At 65.2% G+C, this 25,690-nt stretch carries 21 protein-coding genes and 1 pseudogene; 10 read left to right on the forward strand and 12 right to left on the reverse strand.

Annotated features, from left to right (window positions below; genetic code table 11):
* Positions 1-15: 15 nt before the first annotated feature.
* Positions 16-1,098 (forward strand): fatty acid desaturase family protein, encoded by a 1,083-nt coding sequence (locus JOD47_RS06115; protein ID WP_204532933.1) that lies wholly within the window; start codon positions 16-18, stop codon positions 1,096-1,098.
* A gap of 93 nt (positions 1,099-1,191) precedes the next feature.
* Here JOD47_RS06115 and JOD47_RS06120 read toward each other — a convergent pair whose 3' ends face one another.
* Complete coding sequence (locus JOD47_RS06120; protein ID WP_204532934.1) at positions 1,192-2,037, reverse strand: HpcH/HpaI aldolase/citrate lyase family protein; 846 nt, start codon at positions 2,035-2,037, stop codon at positions 1,192-1,194.
* A gap of 157 nt (positions 2,038-2,194) precedes the next feature.
* On the opposite strand from JOD47_RS06120, the gene bcp reads away from it, so the two are divergent.
* Positions 2,195-2,665: a thioredoxin-dependent thiol peroxidase gene (bcp, locus tag JOD47_RS06125; RefSeq protein WP_204532936.1), complete on the forward strand. Its 471-nt coding sequence runs from the start codon at positions 2,195-2,197 to the stop codon at positions 2,663-2,665.
* Between the two features lie 282 nt (positions 2,666-2,947).
* Here the strand turns inward: bcp and allB are convergent, their stop codons facing one another.
* The 6 genes from allB to JOD47_RS17470 form a co-directional block, all read right to left on the reverse strand.
* Positions 2,948-4,288 carry an allantoinase AllB gene (allB, locus tag JOD47_RS06130; protein WP_204532938.1) on the reverse strand — a complete coding sequence of 447 codons (1,341 nt, stop codon included), beginning with the start codon at positions 4,286-4,288 and terminating at the stop codon, positions 2,948-2,950.
* 6 nt (positions 4,289-4,294) lie between these two features.
* Positions 4,295-5,443: a glycerate kinase gene (locus JOD47_RS06135; protein ID WP_204532940.1), complete on the reverse strand. Its 1,149-nt coding sequence runs from the start codon at positions 5,441-5,443 to the stop codon at positions 4,295-4,297.
* Between the two features lie 20 nt (positions 5,444-5,463).
* A complete protein-coding gene (gcl, locus tag JOD47_RS06140; protein WP_204532942.1) occupies positions 5,464-7,242 on the reverse strand; it encodes a glyoxylate carboligase in 1,779 nt (592 codons plus the stop codon).
* A 108-nt stretch (positions 7,243-7,350) separates the two neighbouring features.
* The gene (locus JOD47_RS06145) at positions 7,351-8,259 is read right to left on the reverse strand and encodes a 2-hydroxy-3-oxopropionate reductase (protein WP_307836211.1); all 909 of its coding nucleotides are present in this window, start codon (positions 8,257-8,259) and stop codon (positions 7,351-7,353) included.
* A gap of 50 nt (positions 8,260-8,309) precedes the next feature.
* A complete protein-coding gene (locus JOD47_RS06150) occupies positions 8,310-9,098 on the reverse strand; it encodes a hydroxypyruvate isomerase family protein (protein WP_204532946.1) in 789 nt (262 codons plus the stop codon).
* 214 nt (positions 9,099-9,312) lie between these two features.
* Positions 9,313-9,558 (reverse strand): putative endonuclease domain-containing protein, encoded by a 246-nt coding sequence (locus tag JOD47_RS17470; RefSeq protein ID WP_239548027.1) that lies wholly within the window; start codon positions 9,556-9,558, stop codon positions 9,313-9,315.
* Positions 9,559-10,559: 1,001 nt separating this feature from the next.
* Between JOD47_RS17470 and JOD47_RS06160 the strand changes: the two genes are divergently transcribed.
* Positions 10,560-10,856 carry a hypothetical protein gene (locus JOD47_RS06160; RefSeq protein ID WP_204532948.1) on the forward strand — a complete coding sequence of 99 codons (297 nt, stop codon included), beginning with the start codon at positions 10,560-10,562 and terminating at the stop codon, positions 10,854-10,856.
* Positions 10,857-10,942: 86 nt separating this feature from the next.
* Here the strand turns inward: JOD47_RS06160 and JOD47_RS06165 are convergent, their stop codons facing one another.
* Entirely contained in the window at positions 10,943-13,753 is a 2,811-nt protein-coding gene (locus JOD47_RS06165; protein WP_204532950.1) for a glycoside hydrolase family 3 protein, read from the reverse strand.
* 239 nt (positions 13,754-13,992) lie between these two features.
* Here JOD47_RS06165 and JOD47_RS06170 point away from each other — a divergent pair, with 239 nt between their 5' ends.
* From JOD47_RS06170 to JOD47_RS06180, 3 genes and pseudogenes are all read left to right on the forward strand, one after another.
* On the forward strand, positions 13,993-15,666 hold the full coding sequence (locus tag JOD47_RS06170; protein ID WP_204532952.1) for an extracellular solute-binding protein: 1,674 nt from the start codon (positions 13,993-13,995) through the stop codon (positions 15,664-15,666).
* A 9-nt stretch (positions 15,667-15,675) separates the two neighbouring features.
* Entirely contained in the window at positions 15,676-16,680 is a 1,005-nt protein-coding gene (locus tag JOD47_RS06175) for an ABC transporter permease (RefSeq protein ID WP_204532955.1), read from the forward strand.
* Positions 16,677-17,599, forward strand: a pseudogene (locus JOD47_RS06180) (carbohydrate ABC transporter permease). The gene JOD47_RS06175 and the pseudogene JOD47_RS06180 overlap by 4 nt, the downstream one beginning before the upstream one ends.
* 14 nt (positions 17,600-17,613) lie before the next feature.
* On the opposite strand, the gene JOD47_RS06185 reads toward JOD47_RS06180, so the two are convergent.
* Positions 17,614-18,627, reverse strand: coding sequence for a LacI family DNA-binding transcriptional regulator (locus JOD47_RS06185; RefSeq protein ID WP_239548028.1), 1,014 nt, complete (start codon positions 18,625-18,627; stop codon positions 17,614-17,616).
* A gap of 110 nt (positions 18,628-18,737) precedes the next feature.
* Here JOD47_RS06185 and yicI point away from each other — a divergent pair, with 110 nt between their 5' ends.
* Entirely contained in the window at positions 18,738-20,918 is a 2,181-nt protein-coding gene (gene yicI, locus JOD47_RS06190; protein ID WP_204532960.1) for an alpha-xylosidase, read from the forward strand.
* A gap of 53 nt (positions 20,919-20,971) precedes the next feature.
* Here yicI and JOD47_RS06195 read toward each other — a convergent pair whose 3' ends face one another.
* A complete protein-coding gene (locus tag JOD47_RS06195) occupies positions 20,972-21,538 on the reverse strand; it encodes a TetR/AcrR family transcriptional regulator (protein ID WP_204532962.1) in 567 nt (188 codons plus the stop codon).
* 71 nt (positions 21,539-21,609) lie between these two features.
* On the opposite strand from JOD47_RS06195, the gene JOD47_RS06200 reads away from it, so the two are divergent.
* The gene (locus JOD47_RS06200; RefSeq protein WP_204532963.1) at positions 21,610-22,185 is read left to right on the forward strand and encodes a dihydrofolate reductase family protein; all 576 of its coding nucleotides are present in this window, start codon (positions 21,610-21,612) and stop codon (positions 22,183-22,185) included.
* Between the two features lie 4 nt (positions 22,186-22,189).
* Here JOD47_RS06200 and JOD47_RS06205 read toward each other — a convergent pair whose 3' ends face one another.
* Both JOD47_RS06205 and JOD47_RS06210 read right to left on the reverse strand, forming a co-directional pair.
* Positions 22,190-23,884, reverse strand: coding sequence for a thiamine pyrophosphate-binding protein (locus JOD47_RS06205; RefSeq protein ID WP_204532964.1), 1,695 nt, complete (start codon positions 23,882-23,884; stop codon positions 22,190-22,192).
* A gap of 71 nt (positions 23,885-23,955) precedes the next feature.
* Entirely contained in the window at positions 23,956-24,936 is a 981-nt protein-coding gene (locus tag JOD47_RS06210) for an ArsR/SmtB family transcription factor (RefSeq protein ID WP_307836212.1), read from the reverse strand.
* Positions 24,937-25,002: 66 nt separating this feature from the next.
* Between JOD47_RS06210 and JOD47_RS06215 the strand changes: the two genes are divergently transcribed.
* Together JOD47_RS06215 and JOD47_RS06220 are read left to right on the forward strand one after the other, a co-directional pair.
* Positions 25,003-25,383: a cupin domain-containing protein gene (locus JOD47_RS06215; protein ID WP_204532965.1), complete on the forward strand. Its 381-nt coding sequence runs from the start codon at positions 25,003-25,005 to the stop codon at positions 25,381-25,383.
* A 10-nt stretch (positions 25,384-25,393) separates the two neighbouring features.
* Positions 25,394-25,690 (forward strand): DUF4287 domain-containing protein, encoded by a 297-nt coding sequence (locus tag JOD47_RS06220; protein WP_204532966.1) that lies wholly within the window; start codon positions 25,394-25,396, stop codon positions 25,688-25,690.

Genomic DNA, 25,690 nt, shown 5'->3' on the forward strand with positions numbered 1-25,690 from the left:
ACCTCAGGGATTTTTATGACCATCACTTCATCAGCGCGCTCCGTCCGAGTTGCCAAACCGAACGACGTCGTTGCCTCCTACGCCACGCTGCTCAAGCAAGTGCGCAAGGAAGGCCTGCTGACCCGCAGGCGCGGCTTCTACATTTCGATCATGGTGCTCCTCGGACTCGCGCTTGGAGCGTCCTGGACCGGCTTCGCGCTCCTCGGTGACACCTGGTTCCAGCTTCTGATCGCCGGCGTCCTGGGCATCGTCATGACTCAGATCGCCTTCCTGGCGCACGAGGCATCCCACCGCCAGATCTTCGCCTCCCGCGGCGCCAACGACTGGTCCGGGCGTATCCTGGCTGCCGGCGTCGTCGGAATCAGCTACCAGTGGTGGATGAACAAGCACTCCCGCCACCACAATGATCCCAACGTGGTGGGCAAGGACCCGGACATCGAGGTGGACACCATCTCGTTCCTGGAGGAAGACGCCGCCAAGGCCAAGGGCATCCAGGCCTGGATCACGCGCCGCCAGGGATACCTCTTCTTCCCGCTCCTGACCTTCGAGGGCCTGAACCTACACGCCCGTTCGATCGCCACCCTGTTCAGCCCCGGCGCCGTCCAGGGCCGCTGGGTTGAGCTTGCGCTCCTCGCGATGCGATTCGGTCTCTACCTCGGGGTGCTGTTCTGGTTCCTGCCCGTCGGCATGGCGTTCGCGTTCATCGGCGTACAGATGGCGGTTTTCGGTATCTACATGGGTGCCTCATTCGCGCCGAACCACAAGGGCATGCCGGTCATCCCGCGGGACAGCAAGCTGGACTTCTTCCAGAAGCAGGTCCTCACCTCGCGTAACATCCGCGGCGGTAACTTCATCAATAACGCCTTCGGCGGCCTCAACTTCCAGATTGAGCACCACCTCTTCCCCGACATGCCGCGCCCACACCTGCGCCGGGCAGCGGTCATTGTGCGCGAGCACTGCGAACGCCTCAAGGTCCCCTACACCGAGGTTGGTGTAGCCGCCTCCTACGGAGCGGTTGTCTCCTACCTCAACCGGGTGGGGCTTGCGGCCCGCGATCCCTTCGATTGCCCCATGGTCAACCGGTACCGCCGGCGCTGATTCCAGACTGCCATTACGACGACGGCGACCCTCACCCTTCGGTGAGCGGTCGCCGTCGTCGTTTGTGCTGGAGAGACTTTGTGCGGGCGGGACTCAGGCGTTCCAGAGTCCGTAGGAGTCAGCCAGCGAGGAGATTTTCTGGGCGCGGGCCAGTCTTGGCAGGTAGGAGCCGTCTCCCACGACGGCGCCGGACGCGTGCGCGTCGAGGAGCTCGTGCGCCCACTGGATCTCGGATTCGCTGGGAGACAGGCCGGTGTTGATGGTGTCCGCGGCGTCGGGGCGCAGGCAGAGTTTTCCGGTCATGCCCATCGATGCGGTGACCTTGCACGCCTCCAACAGATCATCACCGAGGGCGCCCACCGTCGGTCCGTCGATCGGGCCGGGGAGCTGCCCCACCCGGGAAGCGACCACGAGCTTGGCGCGGGCGTAGGCCAGGGCCATCGGGTCATCCGAAGCGCCGGTGTCGCGGCGAAAGTCTCCCACGCCGAACGCCAGGCGGAACGTGCCGGGAGCGCTGGCGATGGCCGTGGCGTTCTCGATGCCCAGCGCGGATTCGACCAGCGCGAGCACCGGGGTACCCGCCTGGAGCCGCATAGCAGTGTGCGTGACCTGTTCCGGTTTCTCCGTCATGGCGAGCATGACGCCGCGCAGGCCGGGCGCCTTGGACAACGCGGCTAGGTCCGCAGCCCAGAAGTCGGTTTCAATACCGTTGACCCGGACCCAGGCCGTCATGCCGGTGGAGAGCGCCTCGACCACCCGTTCACGCGCCTCCGGCTTGGATTCCGCGGGCACAGCGTCCTCGATATCGAAGACCACTGAGTCGGCTTCGGAGGCCAGCGCCGGCGCGAAGTTTTGCTCCGATGCCGCAGAGGCGAGCAGCCAGGAACGGGACAGCTTGGCGGGAAGCGCAGCAGCGCGGCTATTACGAAGGGGGGCCATACCTAGAACCTTACGCAACCGGCGTCGTCGTAATCCACCGTCCGGCCGTATGGAACAGTGAACACTACGACCAAAAAAGTCTTTTGACCCGGACCTCTGCGGAAACTAAGCTTTTCACAATACAGTAAAGAAATATCACCAGACGAAAGAGTAGCGCATGAGCAATCAGCTTGCGGTCGGAGATCCGGCCCCCTCGTTCACCCTTCCAGACGCTGACGGGCAGCCGGTGAGTCTCGCCGAGTTCCGTGACCGCAGCGTCGTCGTGTATTTCTACCCCAAGGCGGAGACCCCGGGCTGCACCACCGAGGCCTGCGATTTCCGCGACAACCTCGCATCGCTGCAGGGCGCCGGCTACAGCGTTGTCGGCGTCTCGCCGGATACGCCGGATGAGCTCGCATCCTTCACCAGTAACCACGGACTTGCATTTCCCCTGCTCTCGGATGCGGACAATGAAGTCGCCACGGCCTGGGGCGCGTACGGCGAGAAACAGTTCAAGGGTGAGACCGTCGTCGGCATCATCCGGTCCACCGTCGTCGTGGGTCCGGACGGCACGGTGCAGCACGCGGAATACGGCGTTGACGCGAAGGGCCATGTAGCGCGCCTGCGGGAGCAGCTCAGCGCGGTGTAGGGCGGTGGGCTCGCGAGCCTGCACCTCTCAGGCGCACATCGAGTGGGCGGTAATTACCGCTCCACGCACGAGAGGTGGTTCTACGCGCCCACTCGATCTGATGTTGAGCACATACAGAAGGCCCTCCCTTGGCTGGAAATTTCAGCAGGGGAGGGCCTTCCTCGTTCCCGGACGGACGTGCTAGCACCCTTCCGGAGTCTGTGGATCGAGTGGGCGCTAACTACCCGCGCTCGCACGAGAGATGGTTCTACGCGCCCACTCGATGCATGTCCTGGTGGCGGGTCAGGCCGCTCCCCGGCGGAGCAGGCGCCCCGTCGGCTTCTCGAGGTCCAGCACCTCACCGCGGAGGTAGGTGGACCGGACGACGCCGGACAACGCCTTGCCCGCGTACGGTGAGATGGGATTCTTGTGATGGAGCTTGTTCACGTCGACCACGAAGGTGTCGTCGGCCGCGAAGACGGAGAAGTCAGCGTCGTATCCGAGCGCGAGCTTCCCTTTGCGCTGGAGGCGTGCCAACCCGGCCGGGCGGGCTGACATCCACTCCACAACCTGCTCCAGCGGAATGTCCCGCTTCCGCGCCTCCGACCAGATCAGCGAGAGGCCCAGCTGCAGTGAGGAAACGCCTCCCCAGGCCACGCCGAAGTCGCCGTTCTCCAGGTCCTTCAGGTCCAGGGTGGACGGTGAGTGGTCGGACACGATGCAGTCGATCGTCCCGTCGATCAAACCCTGCCACAGCAGCTCGCGGTTGGACGCTTCACGAATCGGCGGGCAGCACTTGAACGCCGTGGCCCCGTTCGGGATCTCCTCCGACAACAGCGTGAGGTAGTGCGGGCACGTCTCAACGGTGAGGTGCACGCCGTCGCGCTTGGCCGTTGCAATCATGGGCAGAGCGTCCGACGACGACAGGTGCAGGATGTGCGCACGCGCACCGGTCCAGCGCGCCCGTTCAATGACCTCGGCGATCGCCACGTTCTCCGCACCGCGCGGGCGGGAGGCGAGGAACTTGGAGTACTGATCGCCCTCGGCGGACGGCGCACGGTCGATGGACCGCGAGTCCTCGGCGTGGACGATCATGAGGGAGTCGAAGGTCTTGAGCTCCGCCATGTCCGCTTCCATCTCATCGGCCTCGAGGTGCGGGAACTCATCCACACCGGAGTGGAGCAGGAAGCACTTGAACCCGAAGACACCCTCGTCATGAAGTGGTCGCAGGTCTGCTGTGTTGCCGGGTATGGCGCCGCCCCAGAAGCCAACGTCGACGAAGGATTGAGTTTCCGCCACCGCCCGCTTCTGCTCGAGCGCGTCCACGTTGACCGTGGGCGGGATGCTGTTCAGCGGCATGTCGATGATGGTGGTCACGCCGCCGGCCGCAGCAGCCTTTGTGGCTGAGGCAAAGCCCTCCCACTCCGTCCGGCCGGGCTCGTTGACGTGCACATGCGAGTCAACCAGCCCAGGGATCAGCGTCTCATCCGGCGCAAGCTCGACTACCGTGGCGCCGTCAAGACCGTTGCCCAGCGGCTCCATTGCCACGATGACACCGTCGCGGACGCCGATTTCACGCGGGGCGATTCCCGCCGTTGTCAGAATGCGCTCGCCGCGGATGACGAGGTCATAAGAATCATTCACAGCTCTTCACTCCTTGTTTCTCTGAGTTCCGACGCCCACGCCGAGGGAGGCGGCGATCTTCTGGCCTACCTGCTCAAGCAGTTCCCCGGCGTTGGCGATGCACTTGTCCACGTCAGGCTCCAGATCGGTCAGCGCGTACACGCCCTGGAACCCTGCCGCTGTGACCTGTTCGAGCGTCAGCGTTGTTCGCCCGCACACGGCAATCACCGGAATGTCCCCGGCCGCCAGAGCCACGCCCAGCGGCGTCTTCCCGCCGAGACTCTGCTCATCCAGACTGCCCTCGCCGGTGATCACCAGATCCGCACCGTCCAGCTTGCGGGCCAGTCCGGTGAGTTCCAGTACGACGTCGATGCCCGGCCTGCGCTCGGCGTTCAGTACCGCGAGGGCTGCGTAACCCACACCACCTGCGGCTCCGGCACCCGGCGCCTCCGAGAGAGCGCGGGCGCGCGGCCCAAGCTCCTTCTCAAGCACCTCCACGAACCGGGCCAGCGCGCCGTCCAGGTGAGCGACGTCGTCGGGCGTTGCTCCCTTCTGCGGGCCGAAAACGGCGGCAGCGCCGATGGGGCCGAGCAGGGGATTGTCGACGTCGGACGCGAGGGTGAACGCCACGTTGGCGAGGCGCGGATCCAGGGTGGACAGATCAACCCAGGCGAGGTCGGTCAACGCCGCGCCTCCATCGGGAAGCGCGCTGCCTGTTTCATCGAGCAAAGCGGCGCCGAGGCCGGTAAGCATCCCGGCGCCGCCGTCTGTGTTCGCACTGCCGCCGACGCCCAGCACAATGCTGGTGCAGCCGGAATCGAGCGCATAGCGGATCAATTCACCGGTGCCGCGACTCGTCGCTTCGCGGGCCTGCAGCACTCCCCCGGGAAGAACAGCGAGGCCGGACGCGAGCGCCATCTCGATCACCGCCGTCGAATCGCGGATGGCGATCGGCGCGTCAATCGGCTCACCGGTCGGTCCGGAGACCGGAACGGTATGGCGGTCGAACCCGGCGGCGAGGGCGGCATCGAGTGTGCCCTCACCGCCGTCGGCCACTGGGACAGTGTCCACGGTCAGCGCCGGATCCGCGGCCAGCAGCCCTGCACGCAGCCGTTCTGCCACCTCGGGAGCGGTGAGCGATCCCTTGAACTTGTCCGGTGCAATGACGATTCGCATGACGCTATTGAACCAGCCCTCTAGACGAGCAGGGAGATGGCGGTGGGGGCGTCGTCAGAGGATTCGGCGAGGTCCTCGAACTCGTTGATCGCGTCTATCCCGGCGGCTCCCATCGAGATGTTGGTGACGCGTTCGAGGATGACCTCCACAACCACCGGCACGCGGTACTCCTGCATGAGGGCGCGGGCCTTCTCGAAGGCGGCCTGCAGATCATCGGCCTCGCGGACGCGGATCGCCTTGCAGCCCAGGCCCTCGGCTACCGCGATGTGGTCCACCCCGTAGCCGTCGAGCTCGGGTGCGTTCACGTTTTCGAAGGCGAGGGACACGTGGTAATCCATCTCGAACCCGCGCTGCGCCTGGCGGATGAGGCCCAGGTAGGAGTTGTTCACAACCACGTGGATGTATGGCAGCTGGAACTGCGCACCGACGGCCAGTTCTTCGATCATGAACTGGAAGTCGTAGTCACCGGAAAGCGCGACGACGGTCTCCCCCGGACTTGCCTGGGCCACGCCCAGCGCTGCGGGAAGGGTCCAACCCAGCGGGCCGGCCTGGCCGCAGTTGATCCAGTTGCGTGCCTCGTAGACGTGCAGGAACTGAGCGCCGGCGATCTGGGAGAGCCCGATGGTCGAAACGTAGCGGGTGTCCCGGCCGAAGGCGCTGTTCATCTCCTGGTACACGCGCTGCGGCTTGACCGGCACGTTGTCGAAGTTGGTCTTGCGCTGCATCGTGGACTTCCGCTGTGCGCAGTCCTTCACCCAGGCGTTCCAGTCCGGAAGGCCTTGCTGCTCCTTGCGTTCGCGAGCAACCTGGACCAGACCGCTCAGGGCGGCACCGGCGTCGGACACGATCCCGAAGTCGGGCGAGAAAACGCGACCGATCTGCGTGGGCTCAATGTCGATGTGAACGAACGTGCGGCCCTTGGTGTAGACGTCGAGGGCGCCGGTGTGGCGGTTGGCCCAGCGGTTGCCGATGCCGATCACAAAGTCCGACTCCAGCATGGTGGCGTTGCCGTACCGGTGCGAGGTCTGCAGGCCCACCATGCCGGCCATCAGCTCGTGATCGTCGGGGATGGAGCCCCAACCCATGAGCGTGGGGATCACCGGGATATTCAGCAGTTCCGCGAGTTCCACCAGCTGCTCGGAGGCGTTGGCGTTGATGATGCCGCCGCCGGCCACGATGAGCGGGCGTTCAGCCGCCGTCATCATGTCAAGCGCCTTCTCCAGCTGCTTGCGCGTGGCGGCGGGCTTGTGGACCTGGAGGGGCTCGTAGGTGTCGGGGTCGAACTCGATTTCGGTCTGCTGGACGTCGATCGGCAGGTCGATGAGCACGGGTCCGGGGCGGCCGGTCCGCATCTCGTAGAACGCCTTCTGGAAGGTGCCGGGAACCTGGCCCGCTTCCATGACGGTCACAGCCATCTTGGTGACCGGCTTCGCGATCGAGGCGATATCCACGGCCTGGAAATCTTCCTTGTGCAGCTTGGCCACGGGAGCCTGGCCCGTGATGCAGAGGATGGGGATCGAGTCCGCCATCGCCGAGTAGAGGCCGGTGATCATGTCGGTTCCGGCGGGCCCGGAAGTGCCGATGCAGACGCCGATGTTGCCGGGCTTGGCACGGGTGAAACCCTCGGCCATGTGCGAGGCACCCTCAACGTGGCGGGCGAGGATGTGGTGGATGCCGCCGTGGGCGCGCATCGCGGAATAGAAGGGGTTGATCGCTGCTCCGGGCAGGCCGAACGCCGTGGTGGCGCCCTCCTTCTCCAGGATCGCAACGGCTGCGTCGACAGCGCGCATTTTAGGCATGGTGTGCTCCTACTTCTAAGGCTTGGGGTCCGTTGAGTTGTCAGGACACACCCCTTATGAGGTGTCTTTCGGGGCGTGTCCTGCCAAATGAACGGGGAAGGGTGGGGGTTATTTGCCGGACAGCTGGTTGATCAGCTTGAAGAGGCCGGAGTGGTCGAGGCCGCCGTCGCCCGTGTTGACGAGCGAGGCAACCAACTGCGCGACGACGGCACCCAGTGGGGTGGCCACGCCGGCTTCGCGGGCGGCTGAGGTGACAATGCCGAGATCCTTGTGGTGCAGCGCTAGTCGGAAGCCGGGATCGAAGTTGCGGTCCAGCATCTTCTGACCCTTCTGGTCGAGCACCTTGGAGCCGGCGAGCCCGCCGCCAAGGACCTTGAGGGCGGCGTCGGTGTCCACGCCGTAGGCCTCGAGGAAGACGATCGCTTCAGACAGGACGCCGATGTTGACGGCGACAATGAGCTGGTTCGCGGCCTTCACAGTCTGGCCGGAGCCGGACGGACCAACGTGGACGATCGTCTTCCCGACGGCGTTCAGTACGTCCTGTGCGGCGTCGAAGTCTTCCTTTTCTCCACCGACCATGATCGAGAGGACTGCGTCGATGGCGCCCTGCTCGCCGCCGGAAACCGGCGCGTCCAGCGGCTTCAGGCCGGCGTCGCGCGCCTGCCTGGAAAGCTCAACCGCGACGTCCGGGCGGATGCTGCTGGCATCGATCCAGAGAGCGCCCTTTTTCGCGTTAGCGAAGACGCCGTCGTCTCCACTCACTACGCCCTCGACGTCGGGTGAGTCCGGCACCATGGTGATGACGACGTCGGCATCTTTGACTGCGTGAGCAATGCTGGTTGCCGCCGACCCGCCCTCTGCGACGAGCTTGTCCATCTTGTCCTGGCTGCGGTTGAAGCCGGTGACGGTATGGCCGGCCTTGACGAGATTGATGGCCATGGGCAGGCCCATGATGCCGAGTCCGATGACTGTTACTTTGCTCATTCTGTTTGTCCTTGAGTGTTGTGCTGGGCCCACGCCCGCCGGGTTCCCTGGCCGAGCTTGCGAGGTTAGGGAGCGGGTGGGGCTTAGCGGGAGGCGTGTTCGCGGATGGTCCAGTTGAAGGCGGTGTCCGCCGGTTCCTTGTACTCGAGACCGATGTGGCCCTCGTAACCGAGTTCCCGACTGCGGGAGATCCACTCTCCGAGCGGGAGGTCCCCGCTTCCGGGGGCTCCGCGGCCGGGGGCGTCGGCAATCTGGATGTGGCCGAAGTCCTTTGCGTGATTCTCGATGACCTGCGCAACGTCATCGCCGTTGACCGCCAGGTGGTAGAAGTCGGCGAGGAGCTTGATGTTGCTCTTGCCGGTCTTCGCGATCACGTTCAGCGCGTCCTGTGCCGTGAGCAGCGGGTACTTCTCCGCACCGCTGACCGGCTCCAGAAGAACGACGCCGCCGATTGAAGCGACGGCGTCAGCCGCGAAAGCCAGATTGTCGATGGCGACCGCGTCCTGTTCCTCGGCGCTCACGCCATCGATTCGGTTGCCGTACAGCGCGTTGAAGGCCTTGCAGCCCAGCCGCTTTCCGATCCCGACGACGACCGGCACGTTCGCGCGGAAGTCATCCTGCCGCTCCGGCCAGGAGACGAGGCCGCGATCGCCGCCCGGCATGTTGCCGGCGTTGAAGTTGAGGCCGGTGAGCTGAACGCCGGCGTCGGTGATCGCGTTTTCGAAGGCTGTGACGTCTGCGTCTGACGGGGTGGAGGTTTCGAACGGCCACCAGAACTCGACGGCGTCGAAGCCGGCCTTCTTCGCAGCAGCCGGCCGCTCGAGCAGCGGCAGCTCAATGAGGAGGATGGAGCAGTTCACGGTGTAGGTCATCGTCGATCCCTTACGTTCTTTCGGCTTGATCGTTATTCCGTAATGTGGAAGTAACTTTCTGTCTAATGAAATGGTAGGGGTTGGATGTGACGTGAGTCAACCGGGCCCGGGACAGAAACTGCCCGGAGGTGCAGGGACGCCGCTTCGAAGCGGCAGTCGTGCACCTCCCGGCAGTTTCTGGGATTGAGGAGCGGGACGTGGAGGTGCGGAGCCGTCACGCTGCCTGCCTGGCCTCTGCCCGTTGAATCGCGCCCAGGATCCTGTCCTTGAGGCGAGCCTCGTCGAAAAGGTCCTTCCACTCGATGCGGATGAACGTCCACCCTTGCTCCATCAGGGCCCTCTCCCGCCGCCGCTCCTGAAAGAGCACCTCCTCAGTGGGGGCGTAGTCGAAGTACTTCGTTCGGCCGTCGAACTCCAGCGCGAGCTTGATGCCCTCCCAGGCGAAATCCAGTCGGTGCACTCCATTGTGCGTACGGACTGGTGAATTGTTGGACCGGCATCGGCAGGCACATCTTCCTCAGGAAGTACCAGGTGAGCGTCTCCCCTGGAGATTCCGACAGCGCACTGGCATGCGCCACAACCTTCCTGGCCCTGGCGACACCCTTGTAGCCGGCCAAACGCTCGATGGTCTTCCAGATCAGTTCCGGATTTGCGCCGAGGTGAAGCGCATGCTCAGCGATGACCAGGGCCTGCTTGAAGGGGAGTATGCGAGCGCAATCGACCACCGTACGCTCCAGGGACGTGACCCGAAGGTTGGCACGACGCGTCACTTCGAATGGCTCCAGCCGTGCCTGATGATTCCGGACGTCCGATGCGTGACTTGTCGCAGAGATATTCGACGGCTGCGTCAGGTGAATGACCGAGTCAACCTCCCAGAGGTAGAGCCCGTGGGCCCGGGCAGCAGTGGTGTGGCTGTACGTTCCGGACCCTGAACCCGTTGCAACCGTGGCGTTCCTGTGGGCATGAATCAGTCGGAGAGCGCTGGTGCTCGGCGACAGCTTCTTCCAGGCTTTGGCTGACATGTAACAGCCCCTTCGAAGCCGCACGAGCTGGCCCGACTTCACCAGAGTTTGAATGTTGCGCTTCGTCAGCCCCCTGTCCATGAGCGTCTCAGTGAGCCAGAGAGCGTCGCCGCCGGTGAGCCATTCAGTCGATTTCACCCTTCAAGGATGGAAGGTCGTCGGGTCCCGCGGGCCAAGTACTTGGCGTATGTGGATAAGTCCGCGAGGACACCAACCCAGGAACTGCCCGGAGGTGCAGGGCCGCCGCTTCGAACCGGCAGCCCTGCACCTCCGGGCAGTTTCTTCGGGCTACACGCTGCACGCCGCACAGGTCACCCGTGCGGCGTGCGTCACCCGTCACACCGCGCGTGTCATCCGCCCGCGTCCCGTCACACCGCACACCGCGCGGGCGGCACCCTGGGTCCCGGCGCGATAGCCTTAAGGGCAGGAGAGGGGTCCGATGCAACGCGCGCACAGGAACGACGACGTAACGCCAATGATTGAGTGGCCACGGCCCTTGAGCCCGCAGGCACTCAAGATCATCAAGAACGTTCTGCTGGGCGCGCTGGTTGTCACTGCGCTCGTGCAGATCATTCCGTTTCAAGTGCTCGGCGGGCTCGCCAATCACCTCTTCACTATTCTCCTCCTCCTGTCCTGGGCAGGACCGGCGCGGCGGTTCCTGCGGCGCCGTGCGGCTGAACGCAACGGCGGCCGCAATGAGGAACGCGAGGGACCGGCTACGCCGGAGGAAAAGTAACCGGACTGAAGTAGCCGCACGAAAAGTAGTCTCAGGAAAAGTAACCGGAGCTGAAGCAGCCCGAGGCTGAGGTACCCGGAGCTGAATCAGGCGTCAGGAACCAGGAACTCGCTGACGGTCACGCCCCCTTCAAGCACCAGGCGGACCACCACGGGCATCTCACCAAGACGCCCGGCAAGAGGAATCTCAACGTCCCCGGTGTACCCGGCCGCAACCGGCGCCGCACCCCATTCCCGCCAAGTATCCGCAGGCCCGGGAACCAGGATCCGCAGCGCTCCACCGGCACTCCTGGCAACCCGCACCGCCACTGACGCCGGCGCTGAGCCATCCCATCCGCGATACGTCAGCGTTCCCCGCAAAAGCGCGGAATCAGCGACGGTCACCTCCGTCCCCTGCAGCCGCGACTCCGGCACCAGGAGGGCGTTTGCGGATTCGTCGAACAGCTCCGCCCGAACCCAGGCGCCACGCGTCCGCACCGGACTACCCGAACCGCCCTCCTCGAGAGCAACCGCCAACGGCAGATCTTCCGCGGAACGCCCAATCAGCAGCCAATACGTTCCCGGCTCCACCAGCATTCGCCCCGCAGCCGGACTGAACGTCGCAAGCTTCTCCTCGTCCACCGGAATCGAAACCACCGTCCGCTCCCCCGGCGCCAGCGACACCCTCGCGTGCGCAATCAGCCGCCGCCGCGGGTACCCGGGCAGATCCGAGGTGGCATACACCTGCACCAGTTCATGCACGTCCCGCCCGCCGGCGTTCAGCAGGGACACCGCAAGCACGCCCTCACCATACGAAGCCGACTCGTACTCCACAGCTGCGTAGCCCAGCCCGTGACCCAACGGGAAGAGCGGCTCAGCCGCGCTGTAGTGATACGTCGACCGGGAACCGATGATGTCGTAGTCGAGGATGTCCGCGAGATCCTCATCCCGGGCCCACCACGTCTGCGGCAGCCGCCCGGACGGTTCATGATCCCCGCTCAACACATCCACCACGCCGCGCCCGAGTTCCTGCCCTCCGTGCGAGGACCACACAATTGCCGGCACCTCCGCCAGCTCCCCGAGCGCGTAGGGGTAGGACGAGACGATCACCAGCACGGTCCGCGGGTTCGCCTCCCGCACCACCCGGATCAGCTCCTGCTCACTCTGCGGCAGGTCCAGCGTGGTTCGGTCGATCGTCTCCCGCCCGCCCAGGTGCGGATCATTACCGACGACGACGACGGCGACACCTGCCGACGCCGCAGCCTTGCGTGCCGCTTCGGTACCGGACCGGATGGTGCGCAGGGTGAAGCGGTCGGCGTCCTGCTCGGATCCCGGAACGAGCACGGCGCTGCCTGTTCCTTCCTCCATCCGCACCCACTTTCCGGAGGCAACGTGCCGCACGGCGGCAGACCCATCGGTCGAGCGGTGCAGCGCGAACGTCTCCTGCACCACCCAGCCGCCGACCCGCTCCGACGTTGCACGGAGATACCCGCTCTCCCCGGAAACGAAGCGCCCGCTCACCGAGGAGCGCAGCGTGCACTCGCCATTACCCCAGTCCTTCAGCACCAGGGACTCGGCAGGACCCGGAGAGCCTGCGGATGCAGTCAGCGCCGCGGAACCCTCGGGCACGCCCAGGTACCGATTGGTGCGGATGCTGCGAAGCGCAACGACGTCCAGCCCTTCTTCCGCGACCACGCTGCCGTACCGTTCCTCAAGGCCCGCCGCGATACTCACGGGATTCACCAGCGTTCCGCTGTACCAGTCGCTGAGCACGTGGGGCCCCAGGGATCCGATGACGGCGATGGTTCCAGGCGCGTCACCCAGCGGCAGGACCGGCCCCGCATCACCCGCCGCATCTTCTGAGCCATCAACCGCCGCGTTCCGAAGAACCACAACGGACTTGCGCGCAGCCTCCCGGGCCAGCGCCGCGTGCTCGGAAGTCAGCAGCGCCTCAGCCGCAATCGATCCATACACGCCGCCGTCGGGCTCGAACTCACCCGTGCGTTCACGCAGCGTGAGCAGGCGAAGGACCGCCGCGTCGATATCCGCGGCAGAAATGAGCCCGCGGTCCAGCGCCTCCTCAAGGTAGGCAATGGACGGTGCGGAGTCGTCGCCGTCGTCCGTGAAACTGTCGACGCCGGCGCGGAGGGCTGCTGCGTAGGCGGACGCGCCGTCGTCGAAATACTTCTCCGCCGTGAACAGCGAGGACGGTGCGCCCGCGTCCGTCACGATCGCAAGGGAGTCCCCGTTCCGCCACGTGCGCAGATGCCCGGCCACCAGATCGGACACATGCGCAGGCCGACCATTGACCAGGTTGTAGGAAAGCATGACGGCGCCCGCGGCCCCCGATTCGATGGGCAGCCGGTAGGCGGGCAGCTCGTACTCATGAAGGACGCGCGGCGGCAGTTGGCTCGAGGTCACATTGCGGTCGCGCTCATTGTTGTAGCCGAGGAAGTGCTTCAGCGTGGGGACGGTCAGCCACTGCTCGGCGTGGTCGCCCCTCAGGCCTTCACAGTAAGCCGTGGCCAGCGAAGCGGTGAGCGCGGAGTCCTCCGAAAAGCCCTCCTCGTTCCGCCCCCACAGCGGGTGCCGGAGCGGATTGACCACGGGCGCCCAGACGTTGAGGCTCACGGTCGGATCGGCGGCCTTCTTTGCGCGCATCTCCACGCCGACCGCCCGCCCTACGCGCCGCAGTAGATCCTCGTCCCAGGTTGCCGCGAGACCGACCGTCTGCGGGAAAATCGTCGCATCCCCGAGCCAGGCCACGCCGTGCGCCGCCTCCGCGCCGGTATGGAAGTAGGCCAGCCCGGCGTCGGGAACCGCCGGTGAGTGCTGGTGGAGCAGCGCGATCTTTTCCGCCTGGGAGAGCGTTGCGAGGATACTCTCTGCGGTCCGGACGGCAAGTTGGGTTTCGGTCACGAAGGGTTCCGATCACTGAAGGAGTTGTTTAAGCGCTTGCACAGCGTTCTTCGACCACCATGCTGACATCACGCGCTGTGATACGCAACACAATTTCCTCTTGTCTCAGAACGGAAGATGCCCTACGGTTGGATCAATCGAAGCGCTTCGACTAATTGAAGAGCCGACGCGCCGCCTATTCGAATTGCAAAACCCCCATTGCGCCCCTACCGGCGCGCCTGGACACGAAGGAGTGCACCATGCCAAACATCCCGGAAGCCCTCGACGGCACCATCACCCGCAAGCCCTTCGGCCGCCGGTCCTTCCTCGGCCTGCTGGGCGGAGCGGCTTTCTTTGCCGCTTCCCCGGCGCTGTTGACCGCCTGCAGCACCGGCGCGTCAGCTCCGCAGGCGACGACGGCGGGCGGGCTGGCGGATGCCGTCGCCAAGCTCGTGCCCAAGTACATCCCGATGAACCTGGTCCAGCCGGACATCCCGGGCGTCAGCGGTTCCACGCCGGGCTTCACCACCATCCCCACCACACTGGTCAAGTCCGTATCGAAGGCTCCCGGGAGCGGCGGCACCTACACGGCAATGTCGCCGGCGTGGTGGGCCATTCCGCGCGGACTGCCGGACAACGCGTACTACCAGGCGGTGAACGAGCGCCTCGGCGCCACCGTCGAATTCCAGGCCAATGACGGCAACACCTACGGCGACAAGATCCAGACCGTGCTCGCTTCGCCGCGCGACGTTCCCGACTGGGTGGTCATCCCCTCCTGGAACATCCCGCCGCGTTTCGGGCAGGCTGCCAAGGGCCTGTTCACGGACCTCTCCCCCTATCTCGCGGGCGATAAGGTCGAGAAGTACCCCAACCTGGCCAACATTCCGACGGCGGCGTGGAAGTACAGCTGCTTCGAGGGCGGCCTCTACGGACTGCCCATGCCTACGCCGCTGGTCAATGACGCGTTCTTCTACCGCACTGACCTGTTCGAGGAGATGGGCCTTGAGCAGCCGAAGACCGCGGATGAGTACATCGCCGTGGCCAAGGAAATCACTGACCCGTCGAAGAACCGCTGGGGTTCGGAGGACGTCTGGAACGGCGCCCAGCTGATGCACGGGGTCGTCCCCAAGTGGAAGCTCGTGGACGGCACGCTGGTGAACAAGTTCGAGACCGAGGAATACCGCGCCGCCCTCGAATGGATCATCAAGCTCTTCAAGTCCGGTGCCGTCCACCCCGACGCCGTTGCGGGCAACGCCCAGCAGGCAAAGCCACGTTTCGAATCAGGCGCCACGCTGATGACGGTCGACGGCGTCGGCGGCTGGCACGAGGCACTCGGCCGCGTGTTGCCCACCAACCCGGACTTCAATATGCAGCCGATGGACTTCTTCGCGCCCGACGGCGGCGATCCGGTTCTCTTCAGCGGCCAACCGGCCGGAATCTTCAGTTTCATCAAGAAGACCGAGGACACCGCGAGGATCGAGGAACTGCTGGCACTGGCGAACTTCATGGCCGCACCCTTCGGCACGGAGGAGAACCTCCTCATCACCAGCGGAGTCGAGGGCAAGCACTTCGAGCGCGATGACCAGAACATCCCGCAGATGACTGACCTCGGCCGCGCGGAAGTCACGAGCACGTACCAGTTCCTCGTCAGCCCGCCCACCGTCAACTCGCAGGTCCAGTACCCCGGCTTCGTCGAAGCCAAAACCGAGTGGGAGGCCCGCCAGGCCCCCTTCGTCCAGGAGGATGTCTTCTTCGGGATGCAGATCCAGGAGCCGCCGCAGTACGGTTCCCTCGGTGCACCCTTCGATGACCTGGCCAAGGACATCGCCCGCGGCCGCAAGAGCCTCACGGACCTCGATTCCGAGATTGCCACCTGGAAGCAGAACGGCGGCGAAAAGCTCCGCGAGTTCTACGCCGGCTTTCTGACCGCATAAACACCGGCCATGACCACCACAGATTTCATCCGCCGCGGCAAGCGGACGGCGGACAAGCACGACGACGTCACGAGCCTGCCTGCCCCGCCGCCTGTCCGGCGGAAGCAGGGTTGGAAGACCCGGTTCCGCCGCGACCGTTCGCTGGTCCTGATGGCGCTTCCCGTCGTCGTGCTTCTGGTTGTGTTTGCCTACGTGCCGTTGCTCGGCAATGTGGTCGCGTTCCAGAGCTACTCGCCGTTCATCGGTATCCCGGCCAGCCCCTGGGTGGGCATTGAGAACTTCGCGCGGGTGTTCGGTGATCCCAACTTCTGGAACGCAGTCCGCAACACGCTGGTCATCACGGGCTTCCAGCTCGTGTTCTTCTTCCCCGTTCCGATTGCCCTGGCTCTCCTGCTCAATTCCCTGCTTCGGCCTGCAATGCGTGCCACGATCCAGGCGATCGTCTACCTTCCGCACTTCTTTTCGTGGGTGCTCGTGGTGTCGGTCTTCCAGCAGCTGCTGGGCGGGGCTGGGCTGCTGAGCCAGATGCTCCGCGCCAACGGGTGGAGCGGCATGGACATCATGACCAATCCGGACACGTTCCTGTTCCTCATCACCTCGCAGGCGGTCTGGAAGGACGCCGGGTGGGGCATCATCGTCTTCCTGGCCGCCCTGGCCGCGATCGATCCGGAGCAGTACGAGGCCGCGGCTGTCGACGGAGCCAACCGCTGGCGCCGCATGTGGCATGTGACGCTGCCGGGGCTCCGCTCGGTCATCGTCCTGCTGCTCATCCTCCGGCTCGGCGACGCGCTGACCGTCGGGTTCGAGCAGATGATCCTGCAGCGCGACGCCGTAGGCGCCGAGGCTGCCGAGGTGCTTGACACCTTCGTCTACTACACCGGCATCCAGAACGGCGACTGGAGCTACGCAGCTGCCGCCGGGCTCATCAAGGGCGTCATCTCGCTCGGGCTCATTCTCGCCGCCAACAAGGTGGCCCATCTCTTCGGCGAAAACGGGGTGTATTCCAAGTCATGACAACGATCATCAAGCCAGCCCGGCCCCGCCGGAGCGGTCCTTCGCGGCCCGCGTGGGAAGAAGAACCGGGAATTGCAACCAAGGCGGGAAAGGTGGTGATCCTGACCCTCGTGGTGCTCGCGGTCCTCGGTCCGCTCTACACCATCCTGCTCACCAGCATCTCGTCCCAGGGCACCATCACCCAGGCGGGCGGCCTCGTCCTCATCCCGGGTGAATTCTCGCTCGACGCGTACCGCCAGATCCTGAACGGCGGCGTGGTGACCCGCGCCGTGCTGGTGAGTGTCGGCGTCACCGTCACCGGAACGCTGCTCAGCATGGTGGTGTCGATCCTGTGCGCCTACGGCCTCTCACGGCCCGGCTCCTTTGCGCATACGCCGATACTGTTCACCCTGCTGATCACGATGTTCTTCAGCGCCGGAATGATCCCGTCCTACCTGCTGGTTTCAGGGCTGGGCCTCATCAACTCCTACTGGGCGCTGATCCTGCCGAGTGCGGTGTCCGTCTTCAACATCATTATCCTGCGCGGATTCTTCATGGGGATTGACCGCGGCATCCTCGACAGTGCACGGATCGACGGCGCCAGCGAGTGGCGCATTCTCGCCCAGATTGTGCTGCCATGTCTAAGGCCGTGACCGCCGTGATCGCGCTGTTCTACGGCGTCGGCTACTGGAACGCCTTTTTCAACGCGGTGCTCTACATCAATGACAGCTCCAAGAATCCACTGCAGGTGGTCCTGCGCTCCTACGTGCTGCAGGGCGTGTCCGTACCCGGCCAGATCGACGTGGGCCAGGGCGTGGCGCCCTCACTCGCCCTGCAGATGGCGGTCATCGTCATCGCAATGGTGCCGATCCTCATGGTCTACCCGTTCGTGCAGAAGCACTTCACCAAGGGCGTCATGATCGGCGCGGTGAAGGGATGACGCCGGTGTGCAGGTCAGCGGGCGCTGGTAGTCTCCCGCTGGACCAGGCTGGGGACAATCAGCCGCACCTCAACCGGTTTGTCCGAATTGAGCCGGTCCATGACCATTTCCACGGCGGCGCGGCCGATGTCGTGCGCCGGGATGGAGACGGCGGTCCACGGCCTGGCCGCGGCGAGCGCCACGTCCTCCGGAGCGATGACCACCACGGAAATGTCCTCGGGAATGCGCAGGCCGCGCCCGGCCAGCGCCTCGTGCAGCAGCGGCAGCAGCCCCTCGTTATGCACCACGAGGGCAGTGACTGCAGTGGCGCCGTCGTCGTCGAGCACTGCATTGAGCGCCTCGGTGAGGGCGGGCATGGAAGCCTCGCACGCGCGCAGTACGGAAGGAACGCCGGCGGCATCGCAGGCCTCGGTGAAACCCTTCCGGGCGCGGTCGGCGTAGGTGGCGTGGCGCTCAAGGGACGCCTGCGGGGAGCCGATGAAACCGATACTGCGGTGATTCAGGTCCACCAGGTGCCGGACGGCCGTCCGGGAGGCGCCCGCGAAGTCGAAATCGACGCAACTGAGCCCCTGCGGGTCATCCGGCAGGCCGATCAGCACTGCCGGTTTGCGCAGCTTTGCGAGCAGGGGGATGCGGGGATCGCGGGCTTCGATGTCCATCATGAGGAGTCCGTCCACCATGGACTGCGACGTAACGCGCTCCAGCCCGCCGGCGTCGTCCTGGGTCAGGAGAAGGACGTCCTGGTTGTAGGTGCGCGCGGTGGTGACCACGGCTGCCACGAACTGCATGATGACGCTGACGTTAACGTCCGCGCGCAGCGGCGCCATCAGGCCCAGCACGTTGGAGCGGTTGGAGGCGAGCGCCCGGGCACCGGAATGCGGGCTGTAGTCGAGCTTCCGGATAGCACTCTGGACAGCCAGCCGGGTCTCTTCGGAGATGGTTCGCTTTCCGCTCAGTACGTAGGAAACAGTGCTCAGCGATACCCCGGCTTCCCGGGCGACATCATTCATGGTGGCCACGGGACCCATCCTAGCTTCGACACGCTTCGATCCGCGCCCATCAAGCTTTCCGCCGCTCCGGTAGGGAAGCGCTTCGACATCGACACACCTACTTTGAACGCACCACATGAAGGAACAGCATGAAATTCACAGACGGTTACTGGATGTACCGCAAGGGCCTGACGGCACTTCATCCGCGGGACATTTCCGACGTCGTAGCCACCGATTCCGGCCTGGAAATCTATGCGCCGACCCAGCGGATCAATGCCCGCGGAGACGCGCTGAACTGCCCGCAGTTGACGGTCTCCTTCACGTCGCCGCTTGAAGGCGTCATCGGCGTGACCATCGAGCACTTCCAGGGCGCACTCGATCCCAACCCGCGGTTTGAGCTGCAGGACGCGCATCCCGCGGTCGACATGTCCGTCGGGGACACCCACGCAACCCTGACCTCCGGTGCGCTCACCGCGTCCGTCAGCCTGGGCGGCGACTGGGCGGTGGATTTCACCGGCGACGGGAAGCTGTTGACCAGTTCGGTGCCGCGGAGCGTCGGTTTCATTACCGACGACGCCGGCCGCTCCTTTGTGCATGAACAGCTCACCCTGGGCGTCGGTACCAATGTATACGGCCTCGGCGAGCGCTTCGGAGCGTTTGTGAAGAACGGCCAGTCGGTGGACGTGTGGAACGAGGACGGCGGTACCTCGAGCGACCTCGCCTACAAGAACGTGCCGTTCTTCCTGACCAACTCCGGGTACGGGGTGTTCGTGAACCATCCGGAGCGGGTTTCCTTTGAGATCGGGTCGGAGGTGGTCTCCCGTGCGCAGTTCAGCGTGGAGGGCCAGAAGCTCCAGTACTTCGTGATCTACGGGCCGTCGCCCAAGGACATCCTGCGCCGGTACACGGAACTGACCGGCAGGCCCGCGCGGATTCCTGCGTGGTCCTACGGGCTGTGGCTGTCCACCTCCTTCACCACGGACTACGACGAGGACACCGTCATGTCCTTCATCGACGGGATGGCGGAGCGCAACCTGCCGCTGTCCGTGTTCCACTTCGACTGCCACTGGATGCGGGCATTCCACTGGAGCGACTTCGTCTGGGACCCCGCGACGTTCCCGGACCCCGAGGGCATGCTCCGGCGCCTGCACGAGCGCGGACTCAAGGTGTGCGTGTGGATCAACCCGTACATCGCGCAGCGCTCCCACCTGTTCCGGGAGGGCCGGGAGCTCGGGTACCTGGTGCAGCGGGCTGACGGTTCGGTGTGGCAGTGGGACCTCTGGCAGGCCGGCATGGGGTTGGTGGACTTCACCAACCCCGACGCCGTCCTCTGGTACCAGGACAAGCTCCGCACCCTGCTGGGGCAGGGAGTGGACTCCTTCAAGACCGATTTCGGCGAGCGCATCCCCACCGACGTGGTCTGGCATGACGGCTCGAACCCGCAGCGGATGCACAACTACTACACCCAGCTGTACAACGAGGCAGTGTTCCAGCTGCTCGAGAAGGAGCTGGGGGTTGGTGAAGCGGTCCTGTTCGCTAGGTCGGCGACCACTGGCGGCCAGAAGCTTCCGGTTCACTGGGGTGGGGACTGCGAATCCACCTTCGCCGCGATGTCCGAGTCCCTGCGCGGAGGCTTGTCCCTTGCGTCCTCAGGCTTCGCGTTCTGGAGCCATGACATCGGCGGGTTCGAGGGCACACCGGAGCCGGAGATGTTCAAGCGCTGGATAGCGTTCGGGCTGCTCTCGTCACACTCCCGCCTGCACGGATCCAACTCCTACCGGGTGCCGTGGCTGGTGGATGAGGAGTCGGTGGACGTGCTGCGGCACTTCACCGAGCTGAAGATGCGCCTGATGCCGTACCTGGCCGGCGCAGCCGAGGAGGCGTATTCGTCCGGAACCCCGGTGATGCGACCCATGTTCCTGGAGTTCCCTGCTGACCAGGGGTGTGCGCATCTCGACCGGCAGTACATGCTCGGCAGCAGCCTGCTGGTTGCGCCGGTGCTGGAGGCCGGCGGTGAGCACTCCTTCTACCTTCCCGAGGGAACGTGGACCCACCTCGAGTCCGGCGAAACCCTCGAGGGACCCCGCTGGCACACCCGGTCCTTCCCGGTCATGGAAGCGCCGGTCTTCGTTCGGCCAGGAACGGTCCTGCCGCTGGGCACCGTTTCCAACCGGCCGGATTACGACTGGGCAGCCAACGTCGAATTCAGCGCCTTTGCGGTCGGGGAGGGGCATCGCTCCAGGGTTCAGGTGCCCTCCCCCGGCGGTTCATCAACCACCTATGAGGTGACCGCTGAGCAGGGAGGGGTGAGCGCCGTCGTCGTTCGCTAGCTGTTGCTGGCCGGGAGGTTGACCCCGCCGCCCCGTAGGGCTGCTACGCGACCTCACCGCAGTAGGCGATCGACGAATTCGTTTATGACGGCGTCGACGGACATTCCGGTGTCGAGTGGCACAGTGAGGTGGTCGAGCATTAGTCCGTCGATGGCGTAGTGGAACAGGGCTATCTCCGTTGGCCCGCCGGGCAGACCGGAGGCGCCGTTGAATGCGACATCCTCCTGGAACGCTCGCTGTCGCCACGCTCCAAGCGCGTCGGCGACAGCGGGCCGTCGAGCAGCTTCCAATCGCAGCTCGAAGAGAGCGAGCGACACATGCCGGTCAGCACTGAGCCGTTGCACGACGTCGCGCAGGTAGGCGGCAAAGAGTGCCCGGTCGGGAGGCCGGGCGTTACGCGAAGGAATGGCTTCGGGGTCGGGCGACAGTCGCTCTCCGATGCGCTCAACCAGTGCGGAGATGAGATCGTCGCGAGTCGGGAAGTAATTCGAGGCTGTCCCGCGCGGCGTACCGGCCGCGGCGTCGACAGCACGGTGAGTGAGACCGCGGGCTCCCTCATCGGCGAGCACGCGGATTCCGGCGTCGGCAAGAGCGGAGCGTCGTTGGTCGTTGCGAGCCATGCAGCCCACACTAGCGAAACCACGACTCCTGTTGTAGTTTAAGTACGACAGATGTCGTGATTGGAGATGCCGTGCGAAACCTCGTCTACTACGTCGCCGTCAGTACTGACGGCTATATCGCGGACCCGGCAGGCGGGTTCGATGCATTCCTCGTCGAAGGCGATCACGCGTCGGTGGTGTTCGGCGAGTACGCAGATGCGCTACCCGCCCATGCGCACGCTGCGCTGGGAATCGAGCCGCCGAACACGCGATTCGACACGGTGATCATGGGATGGAACACGCTCACCCCCGCACTCGAAATCGGTATTGCCAGCCCCTACCCACACCTGCGACAGGTCGTAGCGAGCCGCCACCCGCGCGACGTTGACCCCGCGATCACCCTCACTGACGATCCGCTCGCTACGGTCCGCGATCTCAAGCAGGAAGATGGCCTGGACATCTGGCTATGCGGTGGTGGCGAACTCGCCGGTACCCTCCTGCCTGAGATTGACCACCTCGTTCTGAAGCGCAACCCCGTCGTCTTTGGCTCCGGTATCTCCATGTTCGGCAGCGCCCCCTACGAACCACGCGCGCTCGCTTTGACCGGAACCCGCTCATTCGAGTCGGGCGTCGTGATCGAGGAGCACGTCTTCAGCTCAGACAGCTAGCGCCCTACTTCTTGATCGCGACCGACTCCGCCATGAACTCGGCGACCACCTGCTGGGAGATGGCGACGTCGAGGACGAACACGCCGTCGTCGCCGGTTGCCAGCCAGGTCTCGAGTTCGGTGAGGTCGGCGAGGGTGTGCGCCTTTGCACCCTTGGCCCCGAGAGCGCGCCCGACGGCGGCGAAGTCCACTTCGTCGATGAGCATCGCCTGGTTGTGGAGGCCCTTGGCGGCGTACTGGTGGAGTTCAGCGCCGTAGGCGGAGTCGTTGAGCACGATCAGCACGCCCCGTCGGGTGGCGCGGAGGAAGGTCTCAAAGTCGGCCAGGCCCATGAGGCCGCCGCCGTCGCCGCTGACCAGGACGGTGGTGCGGTCCGGGCGCGCCACCGACACGCCGGCTGCGGATCCGAATCCCATGCCGATGGACTGGAAGGCGGTGCCCACCAGGATCATGGCGTGCGGATCGGGCACGGACAGATACATGGGCGCCCACCCGATGAAGTGCCCGCCGTCCATGACCACGGAGCGCTCGGCCGGGAGGATGTCCTCCAGTGCAGCGACGACGGCCCGGGGGTTGAGGCGTCCGTCGGGGCCGAACTCGACGGGATCCTCGATGGGGTGGGAAGACCGGAACTCCGCCTCGGCGACCTCCGGAACTTCCTGGCGCCAGGTGGACGCTCTTGCCTGCTGCACGCGTTCCAGGAGGCCCTCAACGAACGGGCGGATGTCGGAGCGGATGTAATCGACCACGATGGGATGCTTCTCGTCGGGCTCGTTGTCCACCCGGATGATGTGCGTTCCCTCAGGGAACAAGGTTCCATAGCGCGTCTGGAAGATGTTCATGCTGGCGCCGACCACCAGGACAACGTCCGCTTGGCGCGCCACTTCGAGGCGGTGGCGGCGGGTGAAGCCTCCAGCGACGCCGAGGTCCCACTCGCTGTCGAAGGCGTTGATCGCCATGACCGAGGTCATGAAGAGGGCGCCGAGGCGGTCGCCGATTTCCTTCAGGGGCGACGCGGCGTCCGCGAGGACCACCCCGCGGCCGGCGATCACGACCGGTCGTTTCGCCGAGGCGAGCAGTTCGGCCACCCTGTCGAGGTCTGTTTCTTCCGGCGGCCACACGGCCTTGCCGGGCAGCGGCTCGAGCGGCTCGGTTTCGGTGAGCGGCGCCGTTGCGATGTCATACGGGATAGCGACGATGACAGGCTGCACCGACTGCAGGGCGAGGTCGAACGCCCGGTGCGTGACCTCGGCGGCGTTGCCGGGGTGGGCGACCAGGGTGGTTACCCCGACCGCTTCGGCCGCTTTCACCTGATCGATATCGAACTTACGCGGGCCGGCCGCCGGCGCATCGCCGACCACCAACACGAGCGGGATCCGCGCGATGCGCGCCTCGGCGAGCGTCGTATAGGCGTTAGCGAAGCCTGCGCCGTACGTGGTGGTTGCTGCGGCCACTCCGCCGGTTGCCCGGTGGTAGGCGTCAGCCATGGCAACAGTTGCGGATTCGTGCCGGGCGGAGGTGAACGGGAAGCCGCGTCGGGTGAGTCGGCTGATGAAGTGAGCATTGCCGTTGCCCATCAGCCCGAACAGGTGGCCGGCCCGCTCCGCCACTGCATCAGCCACAGCCGCCGAAACATGGCCCTCGTCGGGCAGCCTCGGGGTGGTGCCGGTCGGCTGGTCCTGGGTGCTGGCGGTCGTCATGGTTTAAGTCCACTCCTTCGTGTTCGTCCTCACTAGGTTAGGTGCTCCCGGGTGGCGCTTCCGCATCGCCGCTAGCCGGCCAGGGAGTCACCAAGGAGGGTGCGGGAATGAAGGACGCGTGCGCCGTCACGCCTGCTGGTGATGAGGCCGGCGTCCCTCAGCGCGGTGAGATGGTGGGAGGCCGTGGAAGCGGCGAGGGAGCAGGCGCCGGCAACTTCCGACGTCGAGCGTTCACCGGTCAGGCAGAGCAGGACTTTGGCGCGCCCCTCGCCCATCAGGGTGGACAGGGCCCTTTCTGCTGGGGAGTTGCGCAGGTGCCAGCTGTTGGCGAGCGCCTTCACCGGGTAGAAGAGCGTCGGTTGGATGGGTTTCTCGGTGAGAACCGAACACCACGGGCTGGCGAAGACGCTTGGCACCAGCAGCAGGCCGCTGCCTTCGCAGGGAACGTATTCGTTCCAGCTGTGCATCCGTACGCGGACGCTGTTGTCCTGCCAGCTCACGCGCTCGTGCAGGGAGGCGACCATCGCCGTCGTTCCTGCCTCTGCGATGCGGCGTGAACGCTGGGCGATATCTGCGTGCAGGATGCGCCGCGTCTGGTCCCAATGGGGTGCGATGAGTGCCGCCCACAGGGATTCCCACGCGTCACAGACCCGGCGCAGGGATCGCTCCGGCTCACCCATCATTGCTGTGACCCGGGCATGCCGGTGGCCGGTTGCGAGGCGCAGCACTTTGCCCAGCTGGAGCCGTACCGTTTCCGGCGGAGTTGCGCGCAGCTGATCGATCTCTTCGGCCGGTGTCGTGTCGCCTGTCATGGGTCCGGTCAGGAAGTCCGGAAAATAGCCCGACGGCGCGACCAACAGCTTCATCAGCTGGTATGCCTCGACAGGAACCGTGTCTTTGACGGTCCGCAGCCATCCCCACTGCAGCGGCCTGCTGCCGGCCGATTGCAGTGTGCGGACGGCGTGGGCGAGTTCGTGGCCGGGTGAGATGCCGAATCGAAGCAGCCCGAGGTCACCTGCGCCCAGGTGGAATATCACTTCATTTCGATCCACATCGAAAGAGTAGCCCTCTGTGCGCTGCGTTCCCAGACTTGGAATGACGACGGCGGAAGGACTGACATGGAAACGCTACCCGGCAGCCACACCATCCCGGCGGCTGATCTTCGCCTGCGGGGCAGTTCTACTCTCAGGTTTGAGGGCGAAAGCTACGGATCCGGTATCTCCTACTTTCTGGTCGATGCCGAGCCCGGAAGCGGTCCCGATCTCCACCGCCATCCCTACAGCGAAACCTGGGTGGTTCTGCGTGGTCAGGCGGGACTGGAGGTCGGCGGCGTGAGGTTCACCGCTACGGAGGGCGATACCGCGGTGGTGGCCGCCGGTGTCTGGCACAGCTTCAGGAACACCGGTGAGTCGCGGCTGCACATCATGTGCATTCACGCCTCTCCCAGGATGATTCAGGAAGAGTTCAGCCCCGACAACCAGGCCTCCAGCGGCCAGTAAGGAAAGCATCATGTCGTTTCAGGCATACCTCGACGCGATCGAAGAGAAGACCGGCAAAACTCCGCGTGAGCTGGTTGAGCAGGCGAAGGACCGCGGCCTTGGCGATCCGGCCGTCAAGGCAGGGGAGATTGTGAACTGGCTGAAAGCGGACTACGGCCTGGGCCGCGGGCACGCCATGGCGCTGGTTCACGTCATCAAGAAAGGCCCACAGATCAGCGAGAAACACGTGGGGTCCGATGGTTCGCATCGGGATGAGTCGGCTGAGCTGTGGCTGGACGGGAAAGCAACCAGACCCGCGAACGAGTGA

Source organism: Arthrobacter tumbae, assembly GCF_016907495.1.
Classification (GTDB): Bacteria; Actinomycetota; Actinomycetes; order Actinomycetales; family Micrococcaceae; genus Arthrobacter_D; species Arthrobacter_D tumbae.

Coding starts and splice junctions, on each gene's coding strand:
- JOD47_RS06115 (WP_204532933.1), top strand. CDS start 16: ATGACCATCACTTCATCAGCGCGCTCCGTCCGAGTTGCCAAACCGAAC.
- JOD47_RS06120 (WP_204532934.1), bottom strand. CDS start 2,037: ATGGCCCCCCTTCGTAATAGCCGCGCTGCTGCGCTTCCCGCCAAGCTG.
- bcp (WP_204532936.1), top strand. CDS start 2,195: ATGAGCAATCAGCTTGCGGTCGGAGATCCGGCCCCCTCGTTCACCCTT.
- JOD47_RS06135 (WP_204532940.1), bottom strand. CDS start 5,443: ATGCGAATCGTCATTGCACCGGACAAGTTCAAGGGATCGCTCACCGCT.
- gcl (WP_204532942.1), bottom strand. CDS start 7,242: ATGCCTAAAATGCGCGCTGTCGACGCAGCCGTTGCGATCCTGGAGAAG.
- JOD47_RS06150 (WP_204532946.1), bottom strand. CDS start 9,098: ATGACCTACACCGTGAACTGCTCCATCCTCCTCATTGAGCTGCCGCTG.
- JOD47_RS06160 (WP_204532948.1), top strand. CDS start 10,560: ATGCAACGCGCGCACAGGAACGACGACGTAACGCCAATGATTGAGTGG.
- JOD47_RS06170 (WP_204532952.1), top strand. CDS start 13,993: ATGCCAAACATCCCGGAAGCCCTCGACGGCACCATCACCCGCAAGCCC.
- JOD47_RS06175 (WP_204532955.1), top strand. CDS start 15,676: ATGACCACCACAGATTTCATCCGCCGCGGCAAGCGGACGGCGGACAAG.
- JOD47_RS06185 (WP_239548028.1), bottom strand. CDS start 18,627: ATGGGTCCCGTGGCCACCATGAATGATGTCGCCCGGGAAGCCGGGGTA.
- yicI (WP_204532960.1), top strand. CDS start 18,738: ATGAAATTCACAGACGGTTACTGGATGTACCGCAAGGGCCTGACGGCA.
- JOD47_RS06195 (WP_204532962.1), bottom strand. CDS start 21,538: ATGGCTCGCAACGACCAACGACGCTCCGCTCTTGCCGACGCCGGAATC.
- JOD47_RS06205 (WP_204532964.1), bottom strand. CDS start 23,884: ATGACGACCGCCAGCACCCAGGACCAGCCGACCGGCACCACCCCGAGG.
- JOD47_RS06215 (WP_204532965.1), top strand. CDS start 25,003: ATGGAAACGCTACCCGGCAGCCACACCATCCCGGCGGCTGATCTTCGC.
- JOD47_RS06220 (WP_204532966.1), top strand. CDS start 25,394: ATGTCGTTTCAGGCATACCTCGACGCGATCGAAGAGAAGACCGGCAAA.